This window comes from Leptolyngbya sp. GB1-A1 (assembly GCF_039962475.1).
Taxonomy (GTDB): domain Bacteria; phylum Cyanobacteriota; class Cyanobacteriia; order Elainellales; family Elainellaceae; genus Leptolyngbya_A.
This window is the reverse complement of record NZ_JAMPLI010000040.1, coordinates 25,534-47,558: the sequence shown is the minus strand read 5'-3', so window position 1 is coordinate 47,558 and position 22,025 is coordinate 25,534. Positions and strand designations below refer to the sequence as shown.

At 49.3% G+C, this 22,025-nt stretch carries 26 protein-coding genes and 2 pseudogenes; 19 read left to right on the top strand and 9 right to left on the bottom strand.

What is annotated here, in order from left to right:
* Positions 1-266: 266 nt before the first annotated feature.
* The 3 genes from NDI45_RS24265 to NDI45_RS24255 all read left to right on the top strand — a co-directional run bounded on the left by NDI45_RS24265 (position 267) and on the right by NDI45_RS24255 (position 1,505).
* Positions 267-431, top strand: a complete 165-nt coding sequence (locus tag NDI45_RS24265; RefSeq protein ID WP_199296415.1) for a transposase — start codon at positions 267-269, stop codon at positions 429-431.
* Positions 432-556: 125 nt separating this feature from the next.
* Positions 557-1,054: a transposase gene (locus NDI45_RS24260; protein WP_242067196.1), complete on the top strand. Its 498-nt coding sequence runs from the start codon at positions 557-559 to the stop codon at positions 1,052-1,054.
* Between the two features lie 46 nt (positions 1,055-1,100).
* A complete protein-coding gene (locus tag NDI45_RS24255) occupies positions 1,101-1,505 on the top strand; it encodes a nuclease A inhibitor family protein (RefSeq protein WP_190790760.1) in 405 nt (134 codons plus the stop codon).
* Between the two features lie 2 nt (positions 1,506-1,507).
* Here NDI45_RS24255 and NDI45_RS24250 read toward each other — a convergent pair whose 3' ends face one another.
* On the bottom strand, positions 1,508-2,413 hold the full coding sequence (locus NDI45_RS24250) for a DNA/RNA non-specific endonuclease (protein ID WP_348249200.1): 906 nt from the start codon (positions 2,411-2,413) through the stop codon (positions 1,508-1,510).
* Between the two features lie 344 nt (positions 2,414-2,757).
* Between NDI45_RS24250 and NDI45_RS24245 the strand changes: the two genes are divergently transcribed.
* Positions 2,758-3,102 (top strand): ssl1498 family light-harvesting-like protein, encoded by a 345-nt coding sequence (locus tag NDI45_RS24245; RefSeq protein ID WP_348249199.1) that lies wholly within the window; start codon positions 2,758-2,760, stop codon positions 3,100-3,102.
* 378 nt (positions 3,103-3,480) lie between these two features.
* Here NDI45_RS24245 and NDI45_RS24240 read toward each other — a convergent pair whose 3' ends face one another.
* Positions 3,481-3,627 carry a hypothetical protein gene (locus tag NDI45_RS24240; RefSeq protein ID WP_348249198.1) on the bottom strand — a complete coding sequence of 49 codons (147 nt, stop codon included), beginning with the start codon at positions 3,625-3,627 and terminating at the stop codon, positions 3,481-3,483.
* Between the two features lie 173 nt (positions 3,628-3,800).
* Here NDI45_RS24240 and NDI45_RS24235 point away from each other — a divergent pair, with 173 nt between their 5' ends.
* The 4 genes from NDI45_RS24235 to NDI45_RS24220 all read left to right on the top strand — a co-directional run bounded on the left by NDI45_RS24235 (position 3,801) and on the right by NDI45_RS24220 (position 6,853).
* The gene (locus NDI45_RS24235; RefSeq protein ID WP_348249197.1) at positions 3,801-5,441 is read left to right on the top strand and encodes a deoxyribodipyrimidine photo-lyase; all 1,641 of its coding nucleotides are present in this window, start codon (positions 3,801-3,803) and stop codon (positions 5,439-5,441) included.
* A 30-nt stretch (positions 5,442-5,471) separates the two neighbouring features.
* Complete coding sequence (locus NDI45_RS24230) at positions 5,472-5,633, top strand: ATP-binding protein (RefSeq protein ID WP_348249196.1); 162 nt, start codon at positions 5,472-5,474, stop codon at positions 5,631-5,633.
* 148 nt (positions 5,634-5,781) lie between these two features.
* A complete protein-coding gene (locus NDI45_RS24225; protein WP_348249195.1) occupies positions 5,782-6,039 on the top strand; it encodes a response regulator in 258 nt (85 codons plus the stop codon).
* Positions 6,040-6,157: 118 nt separating this feature from the next.
* A complete protein-coding gene (locus tag NDI45_RS24220) occupies positions 6,158-6,853 on the top strand; it encodes a manganese catalase family protein (RefSeq protein WP_348249194.1) in 696 nt (231 codons plus the stop codon).
* Positions 6,854-6,868: 15 nt separating this feature from the next.
* Here the strand turns inward: NDI45_RS24220 and NDI45_RS24215 are convergent, their stop codons facing one another.
* From NDI45_RS24215 to NDI45_RS24205, 3 genes and pseudogenes are all read right to left on the bottom strand, one after another.
* A complete protein-coding gene (locus NDI45_RS24215; RefSeq protein WP_348249202.1) occupies positions 6,869-7,462 on the bottom strand; it encodes an ATP-binding cassette domain-containing protein in 594 nt (197 codons plus the stop codon).
* A 37-nt stretch (positions 7,463-7,499) separates the two neighbouring features.
* Positions 7,500-8,138 (bottom strand): annotated as a pseudogene (locus NDI45_RS24210) (oligopeptide/dipeptide ABC transporter ATP-binding protein); the annotation flags it as partial.
* 970 nt (positions 8,139-9,108) lie between these two features.
* Entirely contained in the window at positions 9,109-9,774 is a 666-nt protein-coding gene (locus NDI45_RS24205; protein ID WP_348249193.1) for an SDR family oxidoreductase, read from the bottom strand.
* Positions 9,775-9,922: 148 nt separating this feature from the next.
* Here NDI45_RS24205 and NDI45_RS24200 point away from each other — a divergent pair, with 148 nt between their 5' ends.
* From NDI45_RS24200 to NDI45_RS24185, 4 genes are read left to right on the top strand one after another with little or no spacing between them, the layout of a single operon-like run.
* The gene (locus NDI45_RS24200; RefSeq protein ID WP_348249192.1) at positions 9,923-10,462 is read left to right on the top strand and encodes a hypothetical protein; all 540 of its coding nucleotides are present in this window, start codon (positions 9,923-9,925) and stop codon (positions 10,460-10,462) included.
* A gap of 25 nt (positions 10,463-10,487) precedes the next feature.
* The gene (locus tag NDI45_RS24195) at positions 10,488-11,732 is read left to right on the top strand and encodes a saccharopine dehydrogenase NADP-binding domain-containing protein (protein ID WP_348249191.1); all 1,245 of its coding nucleotides are present in this window, start codon (positions 10,488-10,490) and stop codon (positions 11,730-11,732) included.
* 43 nt (positions 11,733-11,775) lie between these two features.
* Positions 11,776-12,042 (top strand): Precorrin-3B methylase, encoded by a 267-nt coding sequence (locus NDI45_RS24190; RefSeq protein WP_190789627.1) that lies wholly within the window; start codon positions 11,776-11,778, stop codon positions 12,040-12,042.
* 40 nt (positions 12,043-12,082) lie between these two features.
* Positions 12,083-12,967 carry an inositol monophosphatase family protein gene (locus NDI45_RS24185; RefSeq protein ID WP_348249190.1) on the top strand — a complete coding sequence of 295 codons (885 nt, stop codon included), beginning with the start codon at positions 12,083-12,085 and terminating at the stop codon, positions 12,965-12,967.
* A gap of 18 nt (positions 12,968-12,985) precedes the next feature.
* Here the strand turns inward: NDI45_RS24185 and NDI45_RS24180 are convergent.
* Positions 12,986-13,396 (bottom strand): annotated as a pseudogene (locus NDI45_RS24180) (IS1 family transposase); the annotation flags it as partial.
* A gap of 256 nt (positions 13,397-13,652) precedes the next feature.
* Positions 13,653-14,645 carry a zinc-dependent alcohol dehydrogenase family protein gene (locus NDI45_RS24175; RefSeq protein WP_348249189.1) on the bottom strand — a complete coding sequence of 331 codons (993 nt, stop codon included), beginning with the start codon at positions 14,643-14,645 and terminating at the stop codon, positions 13,653-13,655.
* Positions 14,646-14,742: 97 nt separating this feature from the next.
* On the opposite strand from NDI45_RS24175, the gene NDI45_RS24170 reads away from it, so the two are divergent.
* From NDI45_RS24170 to NDI45_RS24150, 5 genes are all read left to right on the top strand, one after another.
* Positions 14,743-15,192 (top strand): helix-turn-helix domain-containing protein, encoded by a 450-nt coding sequence (locus NDI45_RS24170; RefSeq protein ID WP_348249188.1) that lies wholly within the window; start codon positions 14,743-14,745, stop codon positions 15,190-15,192.
* Positions 15,193-15,367: 175 nt separating this feature from the next.
* Positions 15,368-16,429: an alpha/beta hydrolase gene (locus tag NDI45_RS24165; RefSeq protein WP_348249187.1), complete on the top strand. Its 1,062-nt coding sequence runs from the start codon at positions 15,368-15,370 to the stop codon at positions 16,427-16,429.
* 49 nt (positions 16,430-16,478) lie between these two features.
* Positions 16,479-17,231, top strand: coding sequence for a glucose 1-dehydrogenase (locus NDI45_RS24160; RefSeq protein WP_190792285.1), 753 nt, complete (start codon positions 16,479-16,481; stop codon positions 17,229-17,231).
* A 16-nt stretch (positions 17,232-17,247) separates the two neighbouring features.
* On the top strand, positions 17,248-17,781 hold the full coding sequence (locus NDI45_RS24155) for a nuclear transport factor 2 family protein (RefSeq protein WP_348249186.1): 534 nt from the start codon (positions 17,248-17,250) through the stop codon (positions 17,779-17,781).
* A gap of 163 nt (positions 17,782-17,944) precedes the next feature.
* Positions 17,945-18,373 (top strand): nuclear transport factor 2 family protein, encoded by a 429-nt coding sequence (locus tag NDI45_RS24150; RefSeq protein WP_348249185.1) that lies wholly within the window; start codon positions 17,945-17,947, stop codon positions 18,371-18,373.
* Here the strand turns inward: NDI45_RS24150 and NDI45_RS24145 are convergent, their stop codons facing one another.
* Positions 18,374-19,219 carry an AraC family transcriptional regulator gene (locus NDI45_RS24145; protein WP_348249184.1) on the bottom strand — a complete coding sequence of 282 codons (846 nt, stop codon included), beginning with the start codon at positions 19,217-19,219 and terminating at the stop codon, positions 18,374-18,376.
* Between the two features lie 30 nt (positions 19,220-19,249).
* Positions 19,250-20,164 (bottom strand): AraC family transcriptional regulator, encoded by a 915-nt coding sequence (locus tag NDI45_RS24140; RefSeq protein ID WP_348249183.1) that lies wholly within the window; start codon positions 20,162-20,164, stop codon positions 19,250-19,252.
* 141 nt (positions 20,165-20,305) lie between these two features.
* On the opposite strand from NDI45_RS24140, the gene NDI45_RS24135 reads away from it, so the two are divergent.
* Together NDI45_RS24135 and bla are read left to right on the top strand one after the other, a co-directional pair.
* Positions 20,306-20,821, top strand: a complete 516-nt coding sequence (locus tag NDI45_RS24135; RefSeq protein WP_190792289.1) for an MAPEG family protein — start codon at positions 20,306-20,308, stop codon at positions 20,819-20,821.
* Positions 20,822-21,017: 196 nt separating this feature from the next.
* Positions 21,018-21,989: a class A beta-lactamase gene (gene bla, locus NDI45_RS24130; protein ID WP_348249182.1), complete on the top strand. Its 972-nt coding sequence runs from the start codon at positions 21,018-21,020 to the stop codon at positions 21,987-21,989.
* Positions 21,990-22,025 lie beyond the last annotated feature (36 nt).

Below are 22,025 nucleotides of genomic sequence, written 5' to 3'. Positions count from 1 at the left end.
AAAGCCAGGGTCAATTGGAGATTTTCCAGTGCAGGTGCGCGCATTCGGTTAGGGCATCTCTATCCTAAATTAAAGCATGCTAACTAGGCAAAGTTTATTTGGTGAACTACTAGTTGCGGGTGGCTTGATGACTCGGTGTGAAGCCTTAATAGCGATCGCTACAGCCTATAGAACCTATTTGGGATCCTTTTGAGATGGGTTAACCTCAAACATAAATACCATACTCCAGCAGCTTAACCGACAAAGAATGGGAACTCATTGAACCGTTGCTGCCCCAAAAGAAGCAAACTCGACCGCCCAAGTGGACAAAACGACAAATTTTAGACGGTATCTTCTATCAACTCAAAAACGGCTGCAATTGGTGTGACTTGCCCAAAGACCTGCCGCCTTATTCCACGGTCTTCTGGCACTTGCATTCAATGGCGCTCTGAAGGTGTCCTTGACTGCATCTTGGCAACGTTACATCAACAAGTTCGAGCCAACGTAAAAAAAACCGAAATGGACCCGTCTGCTCATCATTGACTCACAAGCGGTCAAAAACACTTGCAACGCGAGTATGGCATCCAAAGGCTTTTGTCACTACAAATGCACTAACGGCATCAAACGCCATCTAGCCATTGATACATTGGGGTTTCCCTTCTTCACCCATTGCACTAGGGCAAATGTTTCAGATGATCAAGGGTTGATTGAACTGCTCAGTTGCAACTTAGATTACTTTCGCACCAAGCCAGTTAATATCCCCAAGATTACAATTCTGCTAGACCACGGATATCACCCGGACAAGCTTATCGCTGCCCTGCAGCAACTCTACCCCCAGATTATGACCAAGATTCGCTTTGAACTCGCCCCAAAGCCGACGAAAGCGGAGAAGGCAGCACAAGGGAAAACGGGCTTTGTCCCTGTAGCAACTCGGTGGATCGTGGAGCGGTCGAATGCCTGGATGGAGCGGTGCAAGAGTTTGGTTAAGAATTTTGAGCGAACGCTTGACCATGCCAGAGCAAAGCTTAACCTATGTTTTATCCGATTAATGCTCAAGCGGTTAGCAAGTGCATAGATCTCAAACGGATTCTATAGTCGATTTCAAAGCGTTAGGGTGAAGTATGAGCGACACTGAGACCAGTACAAACCTCTTGATTCAATTAAAAGAAGCTTCTCAAGGCTTGGTGTATTTAAGCGAGTCAGAGTCATCATTTGAGGTGTTTATCTGGGAAGGACAAGCCAGTGACGGTCTTACTCCCGAACAGGTCGCTCAGCAAACAGGACATCCGGCAGATGCCTCAGTTCAAGTGATGGAGTTGTCTGAATTCTTTAGACCGACCTCGGGATGGTTTGGCTCGGAAGAACAAGAGATTGCAGATCGCTTCAAAACTCTGGAGAATACGCTCGCCAGTAACCTGACCAACATAAAGGTGTATCGAGTTGGTCACATTGAGATTGATGTTTATATTGTGGGTCAGCACGCCAACGACCTAGTAGGCATATCCACCAAGGTCATTGAGACTTAGAGCTATTGCGTATCGACTTTGGATTCAATCGTCTCTTGCAAAGCTTCCGATACATTGCTCAAGAAGTTGTAGCCAGTTGTGGCTTCAATCTGGTCAACCGACGTTCTAAAGCTGCGCCAATCTGTCGTTCTGATTCCCTGGCTGTTCGGCATGTTGACAGCAATCACTCGCGTATTGCTGTTGATTCCCCCAATCCCGCCCCCTGCTGGAAGAACAACTACGACTTTCCAAGTGTTAGCAGGGACAGTAATCCTGCCAGATGCCAAGGTCGACATGGTACCGTTCTCCCCGGTACCCCCGATGCCACTTCCTCCGGCAATGATGTAGAGATCATTACCCTGCTTAACTAAGGTTCGGCAATGCTCTTCCAAGACTGCCCAGGGACCACGATTATTGTCTGGGGATTGGGGCAGGATGTTGGTCATCAAAAAAGTCGCAGAGTTTACCTCAATGATCGCAGTTCGATCTTCTGACGCCGTCATATGTCCACGATCGAACCCGCTGTAGGTATAGTTTGTCGTTGTCACTCGATACCAACCCGTTGGAAGAGTTGTATCTGAGCGAAAATTGTTTTGCCGTGGAGCATCGCCTTGCCACGCCTGACTCAGTTGCCAACTCACCCAATTGGGAATGCCTTTGCTACGACTGTAGGATAAGGCATATTCAGGCTTAATCATGAGGTAATTTTCAGGGCTGGCAACATCAGCCTTTGCATCACTCGGGTTACCCAATAAAAGATGAGCGCTGCTAGAAGTTGTATCTGCTGAAGGGGTTGACTGTGCAACTGTTTGGGAGGGGAATGTTGTTTCCGAAGAGCTGAAGGATAGCGATTCAGTGGCGGAAGCGATCGCGCAGCCGGTTAAAAGCAACAAAAATCCACCTAGCCAGGGCAAATGTTTGAGACCCATGACAATGCTCCTGAACTACTTGATCATTTCATTCACCCTAATCAAGGCAGTCTAGCGCCTCTAAATCCACGAGAAAACCTTCCTTTTGAAATAGAACAGGAACTCGATCGAATCCCTCTTTCTGAGGTGTGCCAGAGCTAGGTGGAAGCGGGACGGCGGTGGGGGAGGGACGAATTGGCAGCTTCTATGTCAACGGACTCTGATCGCCCCTCTCCCCCTGGTGATAGTACGATCGGACAGTTCCTCCTATAGAGGCAGAATAATTACCATAAGCAAAATGTATTTGCAAATATTTTTAACAAAGTGTTATATTTTTGTTACACAAGTTTACAGAAAAGAGCGCCATGACTTACACTGCTGACTCCGCCCTTGATTTCGTCTCCATCGCTCGTGAATTAGGAACAACCCAAGGGCTGTCCCTCAAAGCAGGGGTCAGCAATGGGACTGAATTGACCCCCACTGAAGTTCGTTCCCGGATGCGCCGCGAAGGACGTAATTTCCTCCGTCGTCCGGCATTGAATGGGGCAACGATCGATCGAGAAGGTTTAGCTAACAACTACGCCGTTGAACCCACCCTCTACTATGCACACTTCCCCTCTCCAGAGCAGGCTCGTCAATATGCGCTGCAAGGGGCGATTGCGGTTCTCGTCGTGACTCTCACCCTCTTGACTGCCTTTGCAGTGAGCTAATTAAAGTTTCATCTCGTTTGGATTTTCCCTATCGATAAGCCTCAGTTCGGCACTGAGGTTTTTGTTGTAGGGTTACGTTCCCTATTCGCTGTCTTGCATTTCAACGCCATCCTTCGCCTCTGCACTGATGAACGAAAAAGCAAGGATTGCTTGATTAGTTACATTCAGTTGCTGGGACTCTGGAATAAATCCAAGAACCACGCCTAGCTGTAGACAACTGCAAATGTACCGATCGCAATTGCAAGGATATGACGATTTAGGTCATTCAAGCAGCAATTAAACCCGATCGAAATAGTGCATCAAAGTCTCCTGCCGTCGATGCCCCGTCCGCTTCTGAATTTGAGCAGGCGAATACCCCTTATCGCGCAGCTTTGTAACCTAGGTACGCCGAAACGAGTGCGTCGAAACTCCCTCTAGCCTCACTCGATCGCAAGCTTCCCCTAAAATCTCATCCGCCCGCGATCGTGTCAGGTGTTCTGCTTTAGAGCCGCGCCGCCCTAGAAACAACAATCTTTGCTGCAGCATCCGATCGCCCTCTTCCCCCACTCGATGCGTATCCAGAAAAGCTTGCTTAGCTGTGCACAAATTCTTGAAGGCTTTGATTAACAGACTGCTCTGCATTGGTGGATTGAACTGCCACTGCCCAGCGCTCAAAGTTTCTTTGCTAGGCTAGAGCAAGCGTACTTCAAGGAAGGGTTGTGAGCAACTGCACGATCGTCTGGTTCCGCCGTGACCTCCGCATCTCTGACCATGCTCCCCTCGATCGAGCGGCACGTCGAGGAGCGGTTGTTCCCGTCTTTGTCTTTGATCCTGCCCTATTGCACCATCCTGAAACCGCCCCTGCTCGCGTTGCCTTTCTGTTGAAGTCACTGCAATCGCTGGATGCTGACTTGCAGGAGCGCGGGGGACGCCTGATCCTCCGCTTGGGTGATCCGCTCACCGTCTTGCCGCAACTGATTCGGGAGACGAAAGCTGATGGCATCTATGCTCATCTTGACTTCGAGCGATTGTATGGTCGGGTCCGGGATGCTCGACTCAATCGCATTCTCACAGAGCAAGATCTTAAGATTCGCTGGTTTGAGCCATCCGGTACAACTCCTGACCTCATGACAACGAGGCAGTATCGTCAGTTGTGGTACGACCAGATGCGTGAGGCGATCGTCCCAACTCCCCAACGAATCGAAGTCCCGTCAGAGGTGTTGAGTACATCGTTACCCACGCTGGCTGACCTCAAGCTCCATGATGATGGCAAGCCCCTGCCTCCGGCTGGAACCCAGGCTGCTTACCAACTGCTCGATCGCTTCCTGGAGGAGAAAACGCAGCGCTACTATTGGCAGTTGTCCTATCCCAGTGCTGCTGCGACGAGTGGATTGAGTCCTCACATCAAATTCGGTGTCATCTCATTGCGACAGTGCTATCACGCCGCACAAACCCTCAAGACCGTGCTCGATGAGCGAGTGCAGCGCAGCCGTAAGCAGTTTATTGCTCGCCTGAGATGGAACAGTGGTTTTGCCCAACGCTTTCGCTACCTGCCGCAACTTGAAGTGCGATCGCTCTATCGTCACTTTGATGAACAAGGCTTTGAGTTCGATGAAGACCTGTACCAAGCCTGGCAACAGGGACAGACCGGATTTCCGATTATTGATGCAGCTGCTCGTTGTTTAATTGCAACTGGAGGTTGGCAAGCCTTTAACTTTCGCACCCGTGCCTGTTATGCCAGCTTCTTGAGTAACCTGTTGGGGATGGACTGGCGCTATGGGGCGCTGCACTTCATGCGGCATCTCATTGATGGGGATTGCCCGATCGACCATTATCAGTGGGCCATGCAAGCGGGGATTACAGCCGCAATTGACCAGTCCTGGACGCGCATCTACAACCCAGGGCAAGCCGCAGTCGATCGATTTGACCCCCAAGGACAGTTTATTAAACGCTGGGTACCCGAACTGCGGCATCTCTCGCCGCAACAGCTTGGAACTCCACCGTCAACAAAGGGGTATCCTGCACCGATTCTCGACTATAGGCAAGCCAGAGCAAAACGAGTACAGCAACTCGATCGGCAACGGCAGGAGTTAATTCAACAGGGTAACCTTGTGCCTTACCTTGCGCCTTTGCCAGAAAGCTTCCTTCCGTTTGGCAGCGATCGGGTTCAGTGTGACGTGAGTTGGGCAGGATTAGCCGATCGAGCCTTGTTTCCAACGGCGCTTAATTTAGCTGAACTGGACGAGAGCCAAGCGCAAATGTTGCGAACTTGGTTTGTTGGAGCCGCTCGTCCTTCTAAACCATCAGGTGCACGAAAATCCCCTTCCAAGTCTCAAGCGGAACAACTCACCCTCCTGTAAAAGTGCAATCTAGACAGCACTCTCTTAAAGATGCAGATTGGTGGACTGGGATTAGGACTGGCGATCGTGCGTCAACTGGTCGAATTGCATGGAGGAACGGTCGCAGTCGAAAGTCCTGGGAATCGGAAGGGGCACAACTTTTACCGTCAGGCTGCCACTCATACCTATTCAGGCGATCGCCGATCACAATAGTCGATCGTCAGAGCCATCTTATGACTTGAATGGGATTCAAGTCTGGGTCGTCGATGATGAAGCAGATTCACGAGAGTTTGTGGCGTTTGTGTTGTAGCAAGCGGATGCAACTGTACTTACCACAACGACCGCTAATGAAGCACTAACTATGCTCATTCAAGCTAAGCCAATAGTGCTGCTGAGTGACATTGGGATGCCAGATAGGGATGGCTATATGCTGTTGCAACAGGTGAGAGCACTGCCATCAGAGCAAGGCGGACAAGTTCGGGCGATTGCAGTCACTGCCTACACAGGCGACTTCAACCAGCAACAAGCCCTGCAAGCTGGATTTCAACAGCATGTCTCGAAACCAATCGAACCAGAGAGATTGATTCAAGTGATTGCTTGCCTCACTCAGTCCGCTTAGCGATCGCCTGAAAAAACTTCGCTCTAAAGGATGAGGGATAAAAGCTAAAAGATAGCGCAGATAGAAGGGCATGGTACAAAGCGTTTAAGACCATTACTCAATTACAAGGGATTTATCTATGTTTTTTCATAAAAAAGAGCCAATTCATGCTGTAAAAATTGGTGAGGCAAATCCTCGGTTTGCTCAACTTTTGTTAGAGCAGTTTGGTGGTGCAACGGGTGAGCTGTCTGCCGCATTGCAGTATTGGGTGCAGTCGTTTCATGTGGAAGATGCTGGCATCCGGGATATGTTGCAAGACATTGCGTTGGAGGAGTTCGGACATTTAGAGATGGTTGGCAAGCTGATCGAAGCGCATACCAAAAACGTTGACCAAACGGATGCTTACAAGAGTTCATTGTTCGCAGTACGGGGTATGGGTCCCCACTTTCTAGATAGCCAGGGCAATGCCTGGACAGCGAACTATTTGAATGAAGGCGGCGATGTCGTGCGTGATTTACGAGCTAATATTGCCGCTGAAGCAGGAGCACGCCAAACTTACGAATCCTTGATCAAGCTTGCACCCGATAAAGACACTGAAAAGACACTGGTTCACCTACTAACCCGTGAAATCTCTCACACTCAAATGTTCATGAAGGCGTTGGATTCTTTGGGCAAATTGACTGATCCGATGTTTGGCAATGTTCAGCCCGATGAAACTGTGGCTCTTTACTACAACCTGTCAACCAATGGACAGAATGATCAGGATGATCGCGGTCCTTGGAACTCTGAACCCGATTTCACGTACGTTGCTGACCCAGTTGGCGATCGTTCATAGCTCTTGAGCACTTGTTTAGTAACGTGCCAGGGTTGATATCTCACTGGATTGATCTGTGTGATAGTCAGCCACATCAATGATGCGATCACACAATCGTTTCAGCAAGGCGAATTCATGGCTGATCACCAATAATCCAATCTCGTGAGTGCGCGTATAGGAGAGAACAGCTTGCCAGATGAGTGCCTGGGTATTGGCATCCAGCATGGCAGTCATTTCATCGGCAATTAAGTAATGAGTGGCTGGGTTGAGAACTCGGGCAACGGCAATGCGTTGAAGCTCACCCCCACTCAACTCATGAGGATAGCGATCGAGCCAGTTTTTATGGATTCCTAATCTATCCAATAACTCAGGTGCCGGCAGGTGTCCTTCCTGGAGAATCTGACGAACACGCCAGCGTGGATTGACTGCTAATTCTGGGTTTTGAAAGATTAGCTGTACTGGGGAGTAGCCCCGTAGAGGTAATAGTTGACTGTTCACTGTTACGGTTCCAGCGGTGGGTGTGAGATAGCCTGCCAACAGTTTTCCCAGTGTTGTTTTGCCAAAGCCAGAGGGACCCATCAGCCCAACCCTTTCACCGGGCGCAATCACCAAACTAAAATCGCGCGGAATCTAGGGATGTCTGGGACTATAGCGAAACCTAAGCTGCTTACCGACTAACATGGTGTTCCTCCGCATGAATACATCTGACTGGCGCACCGTGCACCTGCCGAAATGAAGGACGCTCAACCTGACACACCTCTGTCACCCAAGGACAGCGATCGCTAAATAAACACCCGTTGGGTAATGCATCGGGACTCGGTTGGCAACCAGGGACAGGAATGAACTCATTTTGAGGGAGCGATCGCCACAAAGCCTGGGTATAGGGATGGCGAATAGTGCCATTGGAAAAGTCGGTTGCTGCGGTAATTTCAACGGTTGTCCCAGCATAGAAAACGGCAACCTGATCCGCCACTTGCAATGCTGCTTCAATATCGTGGGTAATCAGGATAACTCCCTTGCCTTCATCTGCCAGTTCTCGCAGGTGGTTCAGGGTTTCCTTAACAACATCAGGATGTAGTCTAGAAGTGGGTTCATCGGCAATCAACAAATCAGCCTGGCTGACAACAGCGGTAGATACGAGTACGCGCCGTGCCATGCCACCTGAAATTTGAAATGGATAGCACTGCTTAACTTCAGTTGCCAGATTGTAACGGTCAAAGGTACGATCGACTGCCTGAAATGCCTGTTGTTTGGACAATCCGCACACTTGTGCGACGCAGCTCACTTGTTTTCCAACCTGCACCAACCGCACTAGCAGGAGCATCGCCACCTTCTGGCAGCAGATTTCAGTACTTATCTAATCAGTACTTATCTAAATAGAGATCGAGCACTATACCTGATAGTTCTATTCCTGCTCAAACTTTGAACCTCGGCATAAACCTGAACCGTGGAGTCAAAGTTATTAAACAAAGGAACGCTTGCTTCCTGGGAGTAGGAGTCAGGGCGAAAGACGACTGATAAATATTTGACAGGAGACTGTCCAGGCAGGGAATAGTAGGAATTAATTCTGATCCTGCCCCCTTCGACCCTACCACTGGTAGTTGCAGTCGAGAATGAGGCACCTGGCGCAACATCGACTCTAAAAAAATCCACTTGATCGCTGCGATCGAGTATGCCGCTAAAGCGAACTCTGGCTGAAGAGGCATTAGCTTTGATCCTGCCCAAAAACTTAGCAGTATTGAATGAATTGTTGCTATCGCGTAGAGGTTTTGATAGCGATGGAGCGGACGAGGCGAAGAACGAGGACTGAGTAAAATTGGCAGAAGACGATTGATTCAACATAGATGCTGACCTTTATCGTGAGGCGAAGGAGGCTATCGTGGACGTTACTTAACGGTCTCGCACAATGCAAGGACTAGCATCCGGCAAAAGTTGAGTCTCCGAGCCGATTGCCTTTTTGCGCTTCGAAAAGGCAGTGTCGCAAGTGCGCTGAAGCATTGCTCGGCTTTGTCTACCCGGTGTAAGTCCTGGTTCTGGAAGCCTTGTTAGTCACTCTTCAGTCACTCTATGTAGAAAAAAAGAGGAGTCACTATTGCCCAACACCAGTTCAAATTGAAATTCCATCGCCTATAGCTCTCGAATCATTTGAGCCGCAATTTGGGTTTGGTGCGATAGGTTTCAGGCGGTTTGAGTCGCTCAATCTCAAGCTCAATCTCAACCCGATCGTGCCTGTCTTTCAGGCCTACTGATGAGTCTAGTACAGTTCTGCTCCATAATTACCAGGGCAACACTGCTCCGTTGGCGTGCCAGAACGTGCCTGTATTCTCCAAGGTCAACTCATCGATGCGAGCCAGTAACCCTTGCACCGATTCCTCTGGGGTGATGCCACCTTTCGTAAAGTTCGTCATGCGCGTTTGCACCAAGCCCGGATGCAGAATCGCGACAGTAATTCCTCGGGGCTTCAGATCGTGCGCTAACGACTTCCCCGCCATCGACAGTGCCACTTTTGACATCCGGTAGCCGTAAGCACTGCCAGAGGTATTGTCGCCAATCGACCCCATCCGGCTCGTCATCAACACGATCTTGGAGCCTGTTCTGAGGTTGGGCAGCAAGGTGTGAGTGACCCGTAGCGCACCCAGAGCATTCACCTCAAACTGTTCACGAATGCTGTCAAAGTCTAAATCTTCCAGCGTTACCCGCTTGAGAATGCCTGCATTGTTGACTAAGACATCGATCGCAGTATCTCCCAGACGATTTCGTAAATTTGTGATCGAATCATTGGAGGTAATATCAATGCCATCCTCAACCTGTACCCCAAGCTGCTGCAATTCCTGAGAGGCAGTACGACACACTGCAATTACTGCTTCTCCCCGTGCTTGTAGTTGACGGCAGTATTCGTAGCCGATACCTCGACTTGCACCTGTAATGAGATAAGTTGCCATGTGAATTGTGATCGCCTAATGAGACAGGTATTCTAGAGACTCATCATAGGCGAATTTAGTCGGCCGCTCGTGATTGGCGTACTACACTGCGTGACCTCAGAGTCCTCTATCCTGGAAGACAGAATGATGGCTGGGAAGGTTCGGCAGGATGGAAATCATTGGACGGATGAGCGGAGAAAACCTAGTCGAACTCTGGGAGTGGGTGCAATCGCTTTCCCTGTCGCCAACTGCCATTCAGAGCCGCTACGCTCCCAACCGATCGGTCAAATGCTTTGGCGTTGCCTCAAACTTGCAATCGATTGCCAAAGGACGTGCCAGATTGCTGCGGACGGATGACCCTGGAGAGCGCATTCGGTCGCTGGGAGAGCGATTGCTGCCAGGCTGGCACAGTCTACTGGTCTGCGGCGGCGACACAACCATTCACTGGCATCGCGACCACGGACACTTTGAAGGGATAGCGGTCATGATCAATCTGGGCGAAGCGCTGTATTTTGAGCGCGATTACGAGCAGGGCGAGCTACAGCACCATCTCACTGATGGATTAGTGATTCGAATTAACACTAAACTGCTCCATCAAGCAATTCCCTGCTCCACCCCCCGCTATAACCTGACCTTCCGCCACCTGAAACCTCAATTTCTACCTCAGGTCGAAGAAAGCCAGGCAACTCAGCTACAGTTGCCAATGTAGTCCTGTAATCAGGAACGTGAATGCCATGCCTGATCGTCTCTACGATATTGTCCTCTACGGTGCCAGTGGTTTTGTTGGTAAACAAACGGTGCAGTACTTTGCTCGCTGTGTTGACCCGCAACAGGTTCGCTGGGCAATTGCCGGACGCAACCGCCTAAAACTAGAAGCGGTTCGGGAGGAAGCGGGGATAGCTGTGGATGTGTTGGTTGCTGATAGCCAGGATCAGCAGGCGATCGATGCAATTGTTGCCCAGACGCGAGTGTTACTGACCACTGCCGGACCCTTTGCCCTTTATGGCAATACCCTCGTGGATGCCTGTGTTCGCTTCAAAACTCATTATGTCGATATTACAGGAGAAACGCCCTGGGTCAGACGCTTGATCGATCGCTATCATGCTCAAGCTGCCGCTGATGGAACGCGCATTATTCCCTGCTGTGGCTTTGATTCTGTTCCGTCTGACCTGGGAACTTATCTGGTTGTTCGGTCCATGCAGCAGTTGGGGATGTCCGTTCAGCAGGTGAACGCCTATTTTCAGGCAGTGGGCGGCTTTAATGGAGGGACGCTGGCATCTGCCTTCAACCTTTATGACTCCCACGGAACTACCCAGATGAACAACCCCTTCTTGCTGGACCCAAGCCCTCCCCCTTCGCAAGCTCAGATCGGTTTCCCCCAAGGGGGAAGTGCTGCGCAGCGCAATCGTGACCCACGGATTCCTGCATTTGATCCCGACCTCAACACCTGGGTCGCTCCCTTCTTCATGGCTCCGGTCAATACTCGCATTGTGCGCCGCAGTAGTGCCCTGTATTCCGGGTGGCAGCAACCCTACGGAGCTGATTTTACCTATCAGGAATATCTCAAGTTTGAGGAACCTTTGGCATGGCTGAAGGCAACCGGCGCAACAGCGGGACTTGCCCTCCTGACAGGCATTCTGCAACAGCCGCAAGCTAGGTCACTGGTACAGCCCATCCTGCCGCAGCCGGGCAGCGGACCTTCAGAGCAAACGATGAACGAAGGCTGGTTCTCCTGTGAGCTGATTGGCACTGCTAAAGAGGGGCGCAAGGTACGCGGACTGATTCGGGACCAGGGTGATCCGGGCAATCGTGCTACAGTCAAGTTCGTCTGTGAGTCTGCTTTGAGCTTGGCAGTGCAAACCGATGAGCTACCGGACGGTAAGAGCCGAGGTGGGATTCTCACACCCGCAACAGGGTTAGGGGATGTCCTAGCAGAACGGCTACGGAGAGCCGGAATGACCGTTGAAGTTGCCCTGTAACCGAGTGAGCTAGGATCGATTGAAGGACGTTTTGGACCATAGTATGGCAAAGCAGGAACAGCCACTTCAAGGAGAGGCGCTGATCAAGGAAGTGTGTCGGCGCATTCGCGTTGCCCGTTGTTATTGGGATGCCCATAACAATCATGCCTGTCGCGGAGAGCGAGAACGGGCCTTGGCTCTATACAACACGCTGACAAAAGAGCAAAAGGACAAGATCCCGCAGGAGTTGCGAGTGTGGTTGCGCTACCGCAGTGAAAAATACTTTGGCGAACACCGCACGCCGCCCCATTCAAAGCGAAAGTCGAAATAGTGCTTGAAGCTCCCTCCTTATTGAAAGCCTTTCAACCCTCATGCTGCCTACCCTCGCCCCGCGATCAATTCTTGCCACGCTCCTGCCCCATTTGCGCGTTGCGGCTGCTTACGCCCGTCAGATTCAGTCACAAATTGTGGCGCATCCTGAAAAGGACAGTGACAACTTCCTGGCTGCTGCCCTAAGTGACGCAGATTTATCCATTCAAACGTTGATCGAAGTCGCAATCCTAAGCACATTTCCTAATATTCGCTTTTACGGTGAGGAGCACGAGCGGTCTTATAACACCCGCTATTTTCGGGCGATCGATCTAGGTGAAATGGGGGATTACCTGGTGACGCTTGACCCAATTGACGGTACGCGCTTTTATCTAGATGGACACCAAAACTATCAAATTATTCTGAGCATTCTGAATGCGGACGAATACGAAGCGGTTATCGCTGTGACTCCGGCACAAAACATTTACCACTATGCACTGCGAGGGAAAGGCTGCTGGAAAGGAAACTTAGAGACAGACCTCGACAACTGCGATCGCCTGATGCTTGGAGACGCAGATCGAGCAGTCTTTTTTGGCATTGCGATGGGTGCAATTGCTCCCCATTTAGAAGGCTATAGGGCGATCGACGTAACACAGGATTACTCCAAGGACGCGCAAATTCCCTTGATCAACGGACTGCTGACGGGTGAACTTTCAGGGGCAATCACCCGTGCCGGAAACTGGATTGACGGTGCGGCACTCGCATTTTTGGTGCAAGAAGCGGGAGGAATAGTCACAACGCTGGAGGGAACTGCGCTGCCACCGCTCCATACCTGCTGCAACTACCAGCGTCCAGGATTGATTATGGCAAATTCAACTACAGTCCATCAGGATTTGCTAAAAGCAGTACAACAATTGATGAAGCAGCATAGTGCAGCTGTCCCCTAAGGAAAAGTGCTTTGCCCGTTATCCTAATGCACAAGAAAATCTGGCGTTGCTGAATAGGAATATGATTCGCTGAGGGATAGGTACATCACCAAATTGGAGGTAGTGCAGTAACAACCGAATCGAGTGCTGCAGCATCTCCACGGATTTGGAATAGCACAATGTCTTGCGATGTAACCGAGCAAGATAGTGTCGTAAGCGTGTATTTTCTCCTTTAACTTGGGTTATGTAGGTCTTGCTCGCCATCTGGTCGCCCTCTGGAATAAATCCTGGATAAACAGACCAACTAGCAGTGACATAGAAGGAGCACGGCCAGCTCACCACGATCGTCCAGAACGGGCGGAATGTTTCAGCACTAGGGTCGCCCAACACCCAACCTAGAATCCCTTTTCTACAGTGGTCAACGGCAGTCCACAACCAGATTTTGTTTTTTGGGTTGTATCGCAAAAACTTTTTAAAGACAAACGATACCTATTAAGGTCATCGTCTTAAGCAGTTACGCCCAAGAGTGCTTCGATAAATCTGGCCTGAGATGCAATATCCCCTTTGTCAATACCATTCACTTGTCCTTTGCGGATCATATTCATCGCTGGAGTTGTGATCAGCCCTGAGCAGTTTTCAGCAGAGCAACAACGATATCTTGTGCATCAACATATCCACGCTTTACGAGCATTATCCTAAACACCCATTACTCTCGTTGTAACACCACTTTCCCGATCGCCTGCCCCGACTCAGCCCGTTGGTGTGCCGTTGCTACTTCAGAAAACTTGAACACCTGACCATCGAGTAGCGGTTGTACCTGTCCGGCATCGACTAACTGAGCCAGTTGGGTCAGAATCTCTCTATGCCGCGATCGCCCCACATTACGCAACAGTGGAATCAGCATATAAACCAGATGCAGCGTCAGTCCTTTTGCATGTAGCAGGGTTAAGTCTTGCTGAGACAGAGAAACAATTGACACCACTGTTCCATTCAGCTTTGCAGCTTTGAATGCGTTTTGCAAATTGTCATTTCCTACTGTGTCGAACACCACATCAAATCCTTGCTCATTGGTGTGTTCTGCCACAAACTCTTCAACAGGCTGCTGATGGTAGTTGATGGTGAAATCAGCTCCTAGTTTACGGGCGATCGCTCCTTTCTCTTCACTCGATACCAGGGCATAAACTGTCGCTCCTGCTGACTTCGCCAGTTGTACCCCAATATGCCCTACACCGCCTGTTGCTCCATAAACCAGAACCTGTTGTCCAGGTTGAACTTTGGCGCGATCGATTAGCCCTTCCCAGGCAGTGATTGAAACGAGGGGTAGAGCGGCAGCTTCTGCCATCGTGAGCGACTTGGGCTTGTGAGCCACTTGATCTACATCTGCCAGCATATACTCCGCCAATGCACCCCCCAACCCTTTCACGCCGCCTGCACAGGCATACACTTCATCTCCGGGTTTAAAGGTGGTGACTCCCTCACCGATTGTTTCCACCACTCCGGCAACATCTCCATGCAATACAGCAGGAAAATCGGGGGCAATGTCTGGAACTGCACCCTGACGAATTTTGTAGTCTACTGGATTCACGCTGGTTGCCATGACCCGAATCAACACATGATGGGGTAGGACTTGAGGAGTTGGGACATCGGTTGTTTCAAAAACAGTGGGGCTACCAAACTGGGTAATGATTTGGGCTTGCATTGCAATTGACCTCAGAACTCATATTCCATGAGTACCATTGAGACATTGCTGCCCGAAAGGATTAACGGCAAAGTGCATTAGTTACTTTTTGGTAAACATGGTGATCAACCCGAATTCTGACGCTATCCAATTGAATTACTTGCCGCAGCCTGCGCTCGATCGCATCGCTAACATGAACCTGTTCGACACCAATTGTGCAGGGCATCAAATGCTCGAACACATTGCTAATAAGTGGACAGTGTTGATTGTGTACGCCCTGACGCAGGAAAAAAAGCGATATAGCGAACTCAAGCAGCAGATTGTTGGCGTATCTCCCAAGATGCTGATTCAAAATTTGCGGAACCTGGAGCGATGTGGATTGATCGAGCGAGAAATTTATCCCACCGTTCCGCCGCGGGTCGATTACTCATTGACTCCATTAGGAGAATCGCTGGTAGAACCATTGGCGATCTTGGGGGAGTGGGCATATCGTCATATTCCAGAGGTCAAGACAGCAATGGAGCAGTATGACGATAACCCTACAGAAAACTACTGGGAACCCAAGTAATTCGGCAGCAGGTTTATTTCAGGGCAACATGCTTTAACTTCAAATAAGATCGGGCATGCATCAGCAGTGTAACCGCAAAATATTGATAAAACAGCGCAAGAATCGGGCTTCAAGTTTAAGAGGCCTTTTTCTAATCTTGAGTTATTGAAACCCAACTCAAATCGAGAAAGGAACTATGAACGTTATCCAATCCCTGATTTCAACTGGCACAATCGCGATCGTTTCCTTCACTTCTCTCCCTGTCGCTCTGTCAGAGACAGTCAATTTTGATTTCCTTGCACGCGAGTCTACACAAATGATGGCTGAACTGCCTGCATCCTTCCAACCCGGCCTCAATCGGGTTATCTTTCAAAGCGAGGGCGAACGGATGGTGGGTAACTTGTACCTGCCAGCTTCCTACCAGTCTGGAGACAAACTTCCCGTGATTGTTGTGACAGGTGCCTGGACGACGGTAAAAGAACAAATGCCTGCGGTGTATGCTCAACGGCTCGCCGATCACGGATTTGCGACTTTCACGTTTGATTTTCGCTACTGGGGTGAGAGCGGTGGTACTCCTCGCCAATACGAATCACCTGCGGCTAAAGTTCAAGATATCAAGAATGCAGTTGCGTTCTTGCAAACCTTACCTGTGATTGATGGCGATCGCATTGGTGGGTTGGGTGTCTGTGCCAGCGCAGGCTACATGGCACAAGCCGTTGCAGAAGATTCAAGCTTCAAATCCTTTGCAACCGTTGCCGCATGGTTGCATGACATGGATTCGCTCAACACATTATTTGGGGAAGAAACGGTGCAGCATCGGATGGAAATCGGGCGGGCTGCCCGTGAACAATACGACCGCACGGGCAAGGTGGCTTATGTTCCGGCTTATTCTCAAGGCGATCGCAGTGCAGCCATGTTTGGCGATGTTAGCTATTACGCCAGTACGGATCGGGGTGTGATTCCAGAGTGGACAAATCTTTTTGCGGTGATGTCCTGGCACGAATGGCAGGGATTTGATGCAATGGCGATCGCGCCCCAAATTACAACTCCAACGCTGATGGTTCACAGCGATGGTTCTGCTCTGCCGGACAATACCCGCGAATTCTATGCTTCGTTGAGTGGCGAAAAGCAGTTAGTTTGGACGGAAGGACAACATCTTGATTTCTACGATCGCGATCCTCAAGTTGCAACCGCTGTCGATGCATTAGTAAGTCATTTCCAGGCAACATTGCCCCATCTCACATCAGTACAGCATTAGTCAGTTTGAAATATTCAACAGTCATTACACATTATTTGGAGCAAACAAAATGAGTGGACGCATGGATGGGAAAGTGGTCATTGTGACGGGCGGAAGTTCAGGAATTGGTCGAGCAACTGCCATTGCCTTCGCCAGAGAAGGCGCAAAAGTGGTGATTGCGGCACGACGAGTCAATGAAGGAGAAGCAACCGTCAAACAAATTGTGGAAGCTGGCGGAGAGGCAATCTTTGTACAAACGGATGTCACTCAAGCAAAAGAGGTACAAGCTCTAGTCGATCGCACTTTAGAAAAATATGGTCGTCTTGATGCTGCCTTCAATAATGCAGGTTCCGGTAAAGGGATTCGATTGATCGATTTGACCGAAGACGAGTGGGAACAGGAAATTACAGTCAATCTCAAATCCGTGTGGCTCTGCTTGAAATATCAAATTCCTGCGATGCTGAAGTCTGGTAAAGGGGCGATCGTGAATATCGCATCTCAAGGGGCAATCCTGGGTGTTCCCAACTATAGCGCTTATGGAGCAGCGAAGGGAGGAGCAGCAGCATTAACCCGTGCGGCGGCGGCCGAATATGCGGCAGAGGGAATTCGGATTAATGCGGTCAGTCCGGGTGCAGTTGAAACGGAGCTATGGGCGAACGCGCCTGCCGGAATGCTGGAACAGGTGGCAGCGGGTATTCCGATGCAGCGCGTTGGACAACCCCAGGATATTGCGGAAACGGTTGTTTGGCTCTGCTCTGATGCGGCTGGATTTATCACCGGACAGAACATCGCTATTGATGGTGGCTATACAACCTCCAACTAAAACTCACTGAACTCCCATGAAAAAATATTTGATTGCGCTCTTTGCTTTTGTATTAACGATCGCCTTCATGATGAATTGGAAATCAGAACAACCTGCGATCGCCAACAACATACCTACCAGCCAGGAACAAGCTAATGTTCAACTGATTCAGGATTACTATGCTGCCTATGCAGAAAGCGATCTGAAAGCCCTTAAAACCTTCTTCGCTCCCAATATTACCTGGCGTATTCCTGGTCATCATCCTTTAGCAGGCGAGAAGCATGGTGCAGATGAAGTGATTGCATTTTTTACCCAACTTGCAAAGGGCAATTTCAAAGCTGATCCCATCTTTTTCCAAGCACAAGGGAATTATGTTGTAGACATCCACCGAGGATGGAGCAATGTTGAAGATGGTGGTACTCAAGTCGATCAGCTATTCACGCTCATGTTCAAAATTGAGAATGGCAAAATTGTTGAGGCACAAAATTTCTTAACCGATCAGCACCAGGCAGATGCTTTCTTCTGGAGGGTCTATTCCCTCAAGCCGTTGCCCGATCGCTTAGCCCAGTAAAGTGATTGTGAAAATTTGTACCACGTCAACTCTCGTTCATTTAAAGAAAAAAGCCATGCTCAAGAACAAACGCCGCCAATGGTTGCTGATTGGAAGTAGTGTAATTGCCTCCACACTTCTCTCTAATAAAGTTGCAACGGCTCAACCTTCAAATGATCGAACGATGACCTCAACTACTGATCGAGATGCCATCACCAATGCCGTCAATCAAATTGCCATCATGGCTGATCTCCGAAACTGGGAAGCCTGCCGAGATGCATTTAGCGATCGGGTTGAAACCGATTACACCTCTCTAACGGGTGGAGAACCGTCAACCGTCACTGCAGAGGATTTAGTCAAGGGCTGGGAGACTTTCTTCTCACAAACTTTCAAAGTCACGCAGCATTTGATTGGAAGTCATGTTGTCATAAGCACAGGAAATACCGCAACCTGTCTTTCCAACTTTCAAGCCCACCATGTTTATTTAGATACCACAAAAGGAACTTGGACATTGGGTGGCGTTTACGAACATGGCTTAATCCGAACTCCTCAAGGCTGGCGAGTAAACCGAATGAAAATGACCTGGACTTGGGAATCCGGCAATCGTCCCTAACTAACTGCACTGCAAGCGATAATCTTTTGGTGTCACCCCGGTTGCTTTGCGGAAATGAGTGGTAAAGTGGCTTTGGTTGGAAAACCCTACTCGATAGGCAACTTCTGCGATCGCTAGCTGAGTCACCGTCAATAGAACTTTGGCACGTTCCATGCGGCGTTGAATTAAATACTTGTGTGGAGTTTCCCCTGTTGCAGCTTTGAAGGCACGGGCAAAATGAAACTGGCTCATCGGCACTAAAGCTGCCATATCTTCGATCGCAATGTCTTCTTCCAAATGCTCCTCAATGTAATCTTGAATTTGCTTTAGCTTTACGGCATCAAGCGCACGACCCGGAACAACAAGCTTCTTCTGTAGCATTCCGGATTCACAATAGTTCCGTAACAGATGAACCGTCAGCAAATTTTTCAGCGATTGAGCAAAAAGGTTTCCGCCCAATTCTTCATTCAGCAGTTCACCCTTGAACCAGTGAGCAACTTGAGTAATGGTGGGATCAGGAAAAATCACTCGATGGCTCAATTGCGTTTCTGCGAACAATTCATTTTCTACCGCCGTCTGTTTCAAATAATCTGGATCAAGGTAAAGGGTGACATACTCACTTGCCTTCTCCCGGTGATGCCAGACAAACTCGCGATCGCCATACAGAAATGCACTTCCCGCAGGCAGGGGAGTGGTTTGTTTTTTGCCATCGACTGACCAGGTAACGCGATCGTGCGGGATAAATGCCACACTAATCGCGTGTTTAGGCATGGCAAACTCAAAGTCGCCTACACTTTCGAGCAGACCATACTCAACCGTAATATCCTGCCACTCCTTCTTGAGGAAAAGGGAAGGTTGCTCCGTCATCTGCCACCACTTCAGAAAACGTTACTGCCCTTATCCTATCGAAATACAATTTCCTGGCAAGCCTTTCTCCTCACGGTACTGCTTGGGTGTCGTCTGCAATACACGCCGAAACACGGTCGTCATGTGACTCTGGTTGCCAAATCCAGCTTCTATGGCGACTTCAGCCAGCGATTGCCTCTTATCCTGCAAAAGTTGTTGAGCCAATTCCACCCGGCATTGCAGCACGTACTGATAAGGAGGGATTCCGGTTGTGGCTTTAAAGGCTCTGGCAAAGTGATAGGGACTCAATCCAATTATGGTTGCAATATCGCTCAAATTTAACGACTGTGAAACGTTCGCTCGAATGTAGTCCAGGACATTCTTTAACAACTGGGGTTCCAGGAATTCTGGTGGACGTTTGAAGCGTTGAGAAAGGGTCGATCGCTGATAGATAATTTGTCCGAGGACTGCTGTCACAACGGATTCCAGGTAGAACGCACCACCCAGCTGCCCATTGTCAAAAAACTCCTGGATGGCGATCGCTGCACTCAGTCCCCAATGAGTTTTGAAAATTTGTCCTGGCAGTAACTCCACAGTTTCTCCCTCTGCCACACTATGGGATAGAAACGCCTGGGAATAGCCAAACACCACGAAGCAAGACGCATCTTCCACCGAACGATAGGTACTGCCCTGAGGCACAATGTCAAACCCTCCCGGTGTTGCCTTGTAAGGTTTGAGGCGAGCGCTATCGAAAGCCGCAACACCCTGAGTCAACCCAAAACTGGTGGCTACAAGATTGAGGGGAGAGCACAAATTCACCTCCAGATGACCGGGTGGAACAATCGCCACCATGTACTCTGGGGTTTCGATCCAGTGCCCCCATTGCGGCAGGTTCTCCAACGGAGGTTGATCCAGAGGGATCTTACGATCGGTCGGGTCAAACAGAAACTCTTGCAGTAGGCTCATCGGCAGGGGAAGGAAATTTCATTCCATCATCTCGTCATCCGATCACCTCCGCAAGAATCTAAAAGACAGTGATCGCTCAAAGTCAGTAAGCTCATTTCAGCATTGTGATGATTGTTGTAATTCGATGATTGTTGTAATTCGATGTCTGTTTTAATTCCGATCTCAACTTTCTTTATTGGCTGCCATGGATTACTGGCTTTAGGGCTGTCCTACCAAGTTGTAATGGAACGCATCCGAACTCGTGTTTGGCATGGGGCAACCACTGGAGACATTGCCTCACAACCCGATTACCTGAAACAACCCAATGCCTGGGCAGCCTTGATCGAGAAGCTGACACAACAAACCATTGCAACCAAGGAATCCGATAATGGCGTATTGCAACGAACGATTCGGGCGCACGGAAATTTCATCGAATATGTACCGCTTGGTTTGTTATTTCTGATTGCCTTAGAGTTCATGCAAGCGTCTACTGCCTTGCTCTGGTTACTGGGGGCAACATTGATTGTGTCGCGCATTTTCCATGCGTGGGGAGTGCTTGAAACCTACGGGCCCTCACCGAAAAGAGCGATTGGCTTTTTTGGAACCTGGATGGTTTACATCGCTGGTAGTGCAGCGTGTCTCTACTACAGCTTGCAGTCATTCCAATCAACGCATTGAGCAATTGGCAAGCCATAAACTCTTCGAGCACATTCTGACTCAATATGCACAGGCATCTGCTTTTAGATAGAGATATTTAATGCATGTGAAGTTAGTTGACAGCCAGAAAATTAGAAGAACTTTTTCCGAAATTTCAGAACTAGTGAGTGTAGTTCTAACGGCTCATCGCCCCAGATTGAAGTTTATGATTCAAGGGATGAAAAAAGCCTCGCTTCGCTCATTTTTCTTGTTTGGTCTGACTGTTTTACTCACTGTCAGTTGTACAAGTGTTAATTCCTATAACGGGAAAGCAGATTCAAATAGTCAAACTAGTACGCCAATCGAAATCACAACATCTAACATCGATCGCAACAATGAATTACGCGATCGCATTGAACAAATCTCTCAGGTTGCTCAAGGACGAGTTGGAGTTACAGCCACAGTACTAGAAACTGGGGAATCAGTCACTTTCAATGGTGATCAGCAATTTCCGATGCAGAGCGTTTACAAGTTTCCGATTGCAATGGCGGTTCTAGCTCAAGTCGATCAAGAAAACCTGAAACTAGACCAGAAGATCCGGATTGAAGTAAGCGATGTCGTTCAAGAGAGTCGGATTCTGGAGGAGAATTCACAAGGAAGGGAATTCCTTTTATCCCAATTGTTGCAGTATATGGTTTCTGAAAGTGATAGTACGGCTTGTGATGCGCTATTACGACTCGTTGGTGGGCCACAGCGTGTCATGGAGTATTTAAGCAGCCTTGGCGTAAATGATATTGTTGTAGCGAACACAGAGAATGAGATTCAGTTCGGGCAAGATACCACATTGCAGTATCGTAACTCTGCAACGCCAGATGCAGCCGTTAACTTATTACGTGCTTTCTATGAAGGGCGAGGGCTTTCAGATTCTAGTCAAGCTTCACTGCGACAATGGATGACGGAGACCTCGACAGGCCCAAACCGGATTAAGGGTCTGTTGCCTGAGGGAACCGTTGTAGCGCACAAAACAGGAACTTCAGCAACTGTCGATGGAGTGACGGCTGCAACCAATGATGTGGGAATTGTGACGCTTCCAAATGGGCGACATTTGGCGATCGCTGTCTTTGTTTCAGATTCTAGAGCAAGCGGTACGATCCGTGAGGGAGTCATTGCAAGGGTGGCAAAGGCAACTTGGGACGAATGGAGCCAATAGACTTTCTTTAGCGTTTGCAAATTTCGTTCAGTCGCG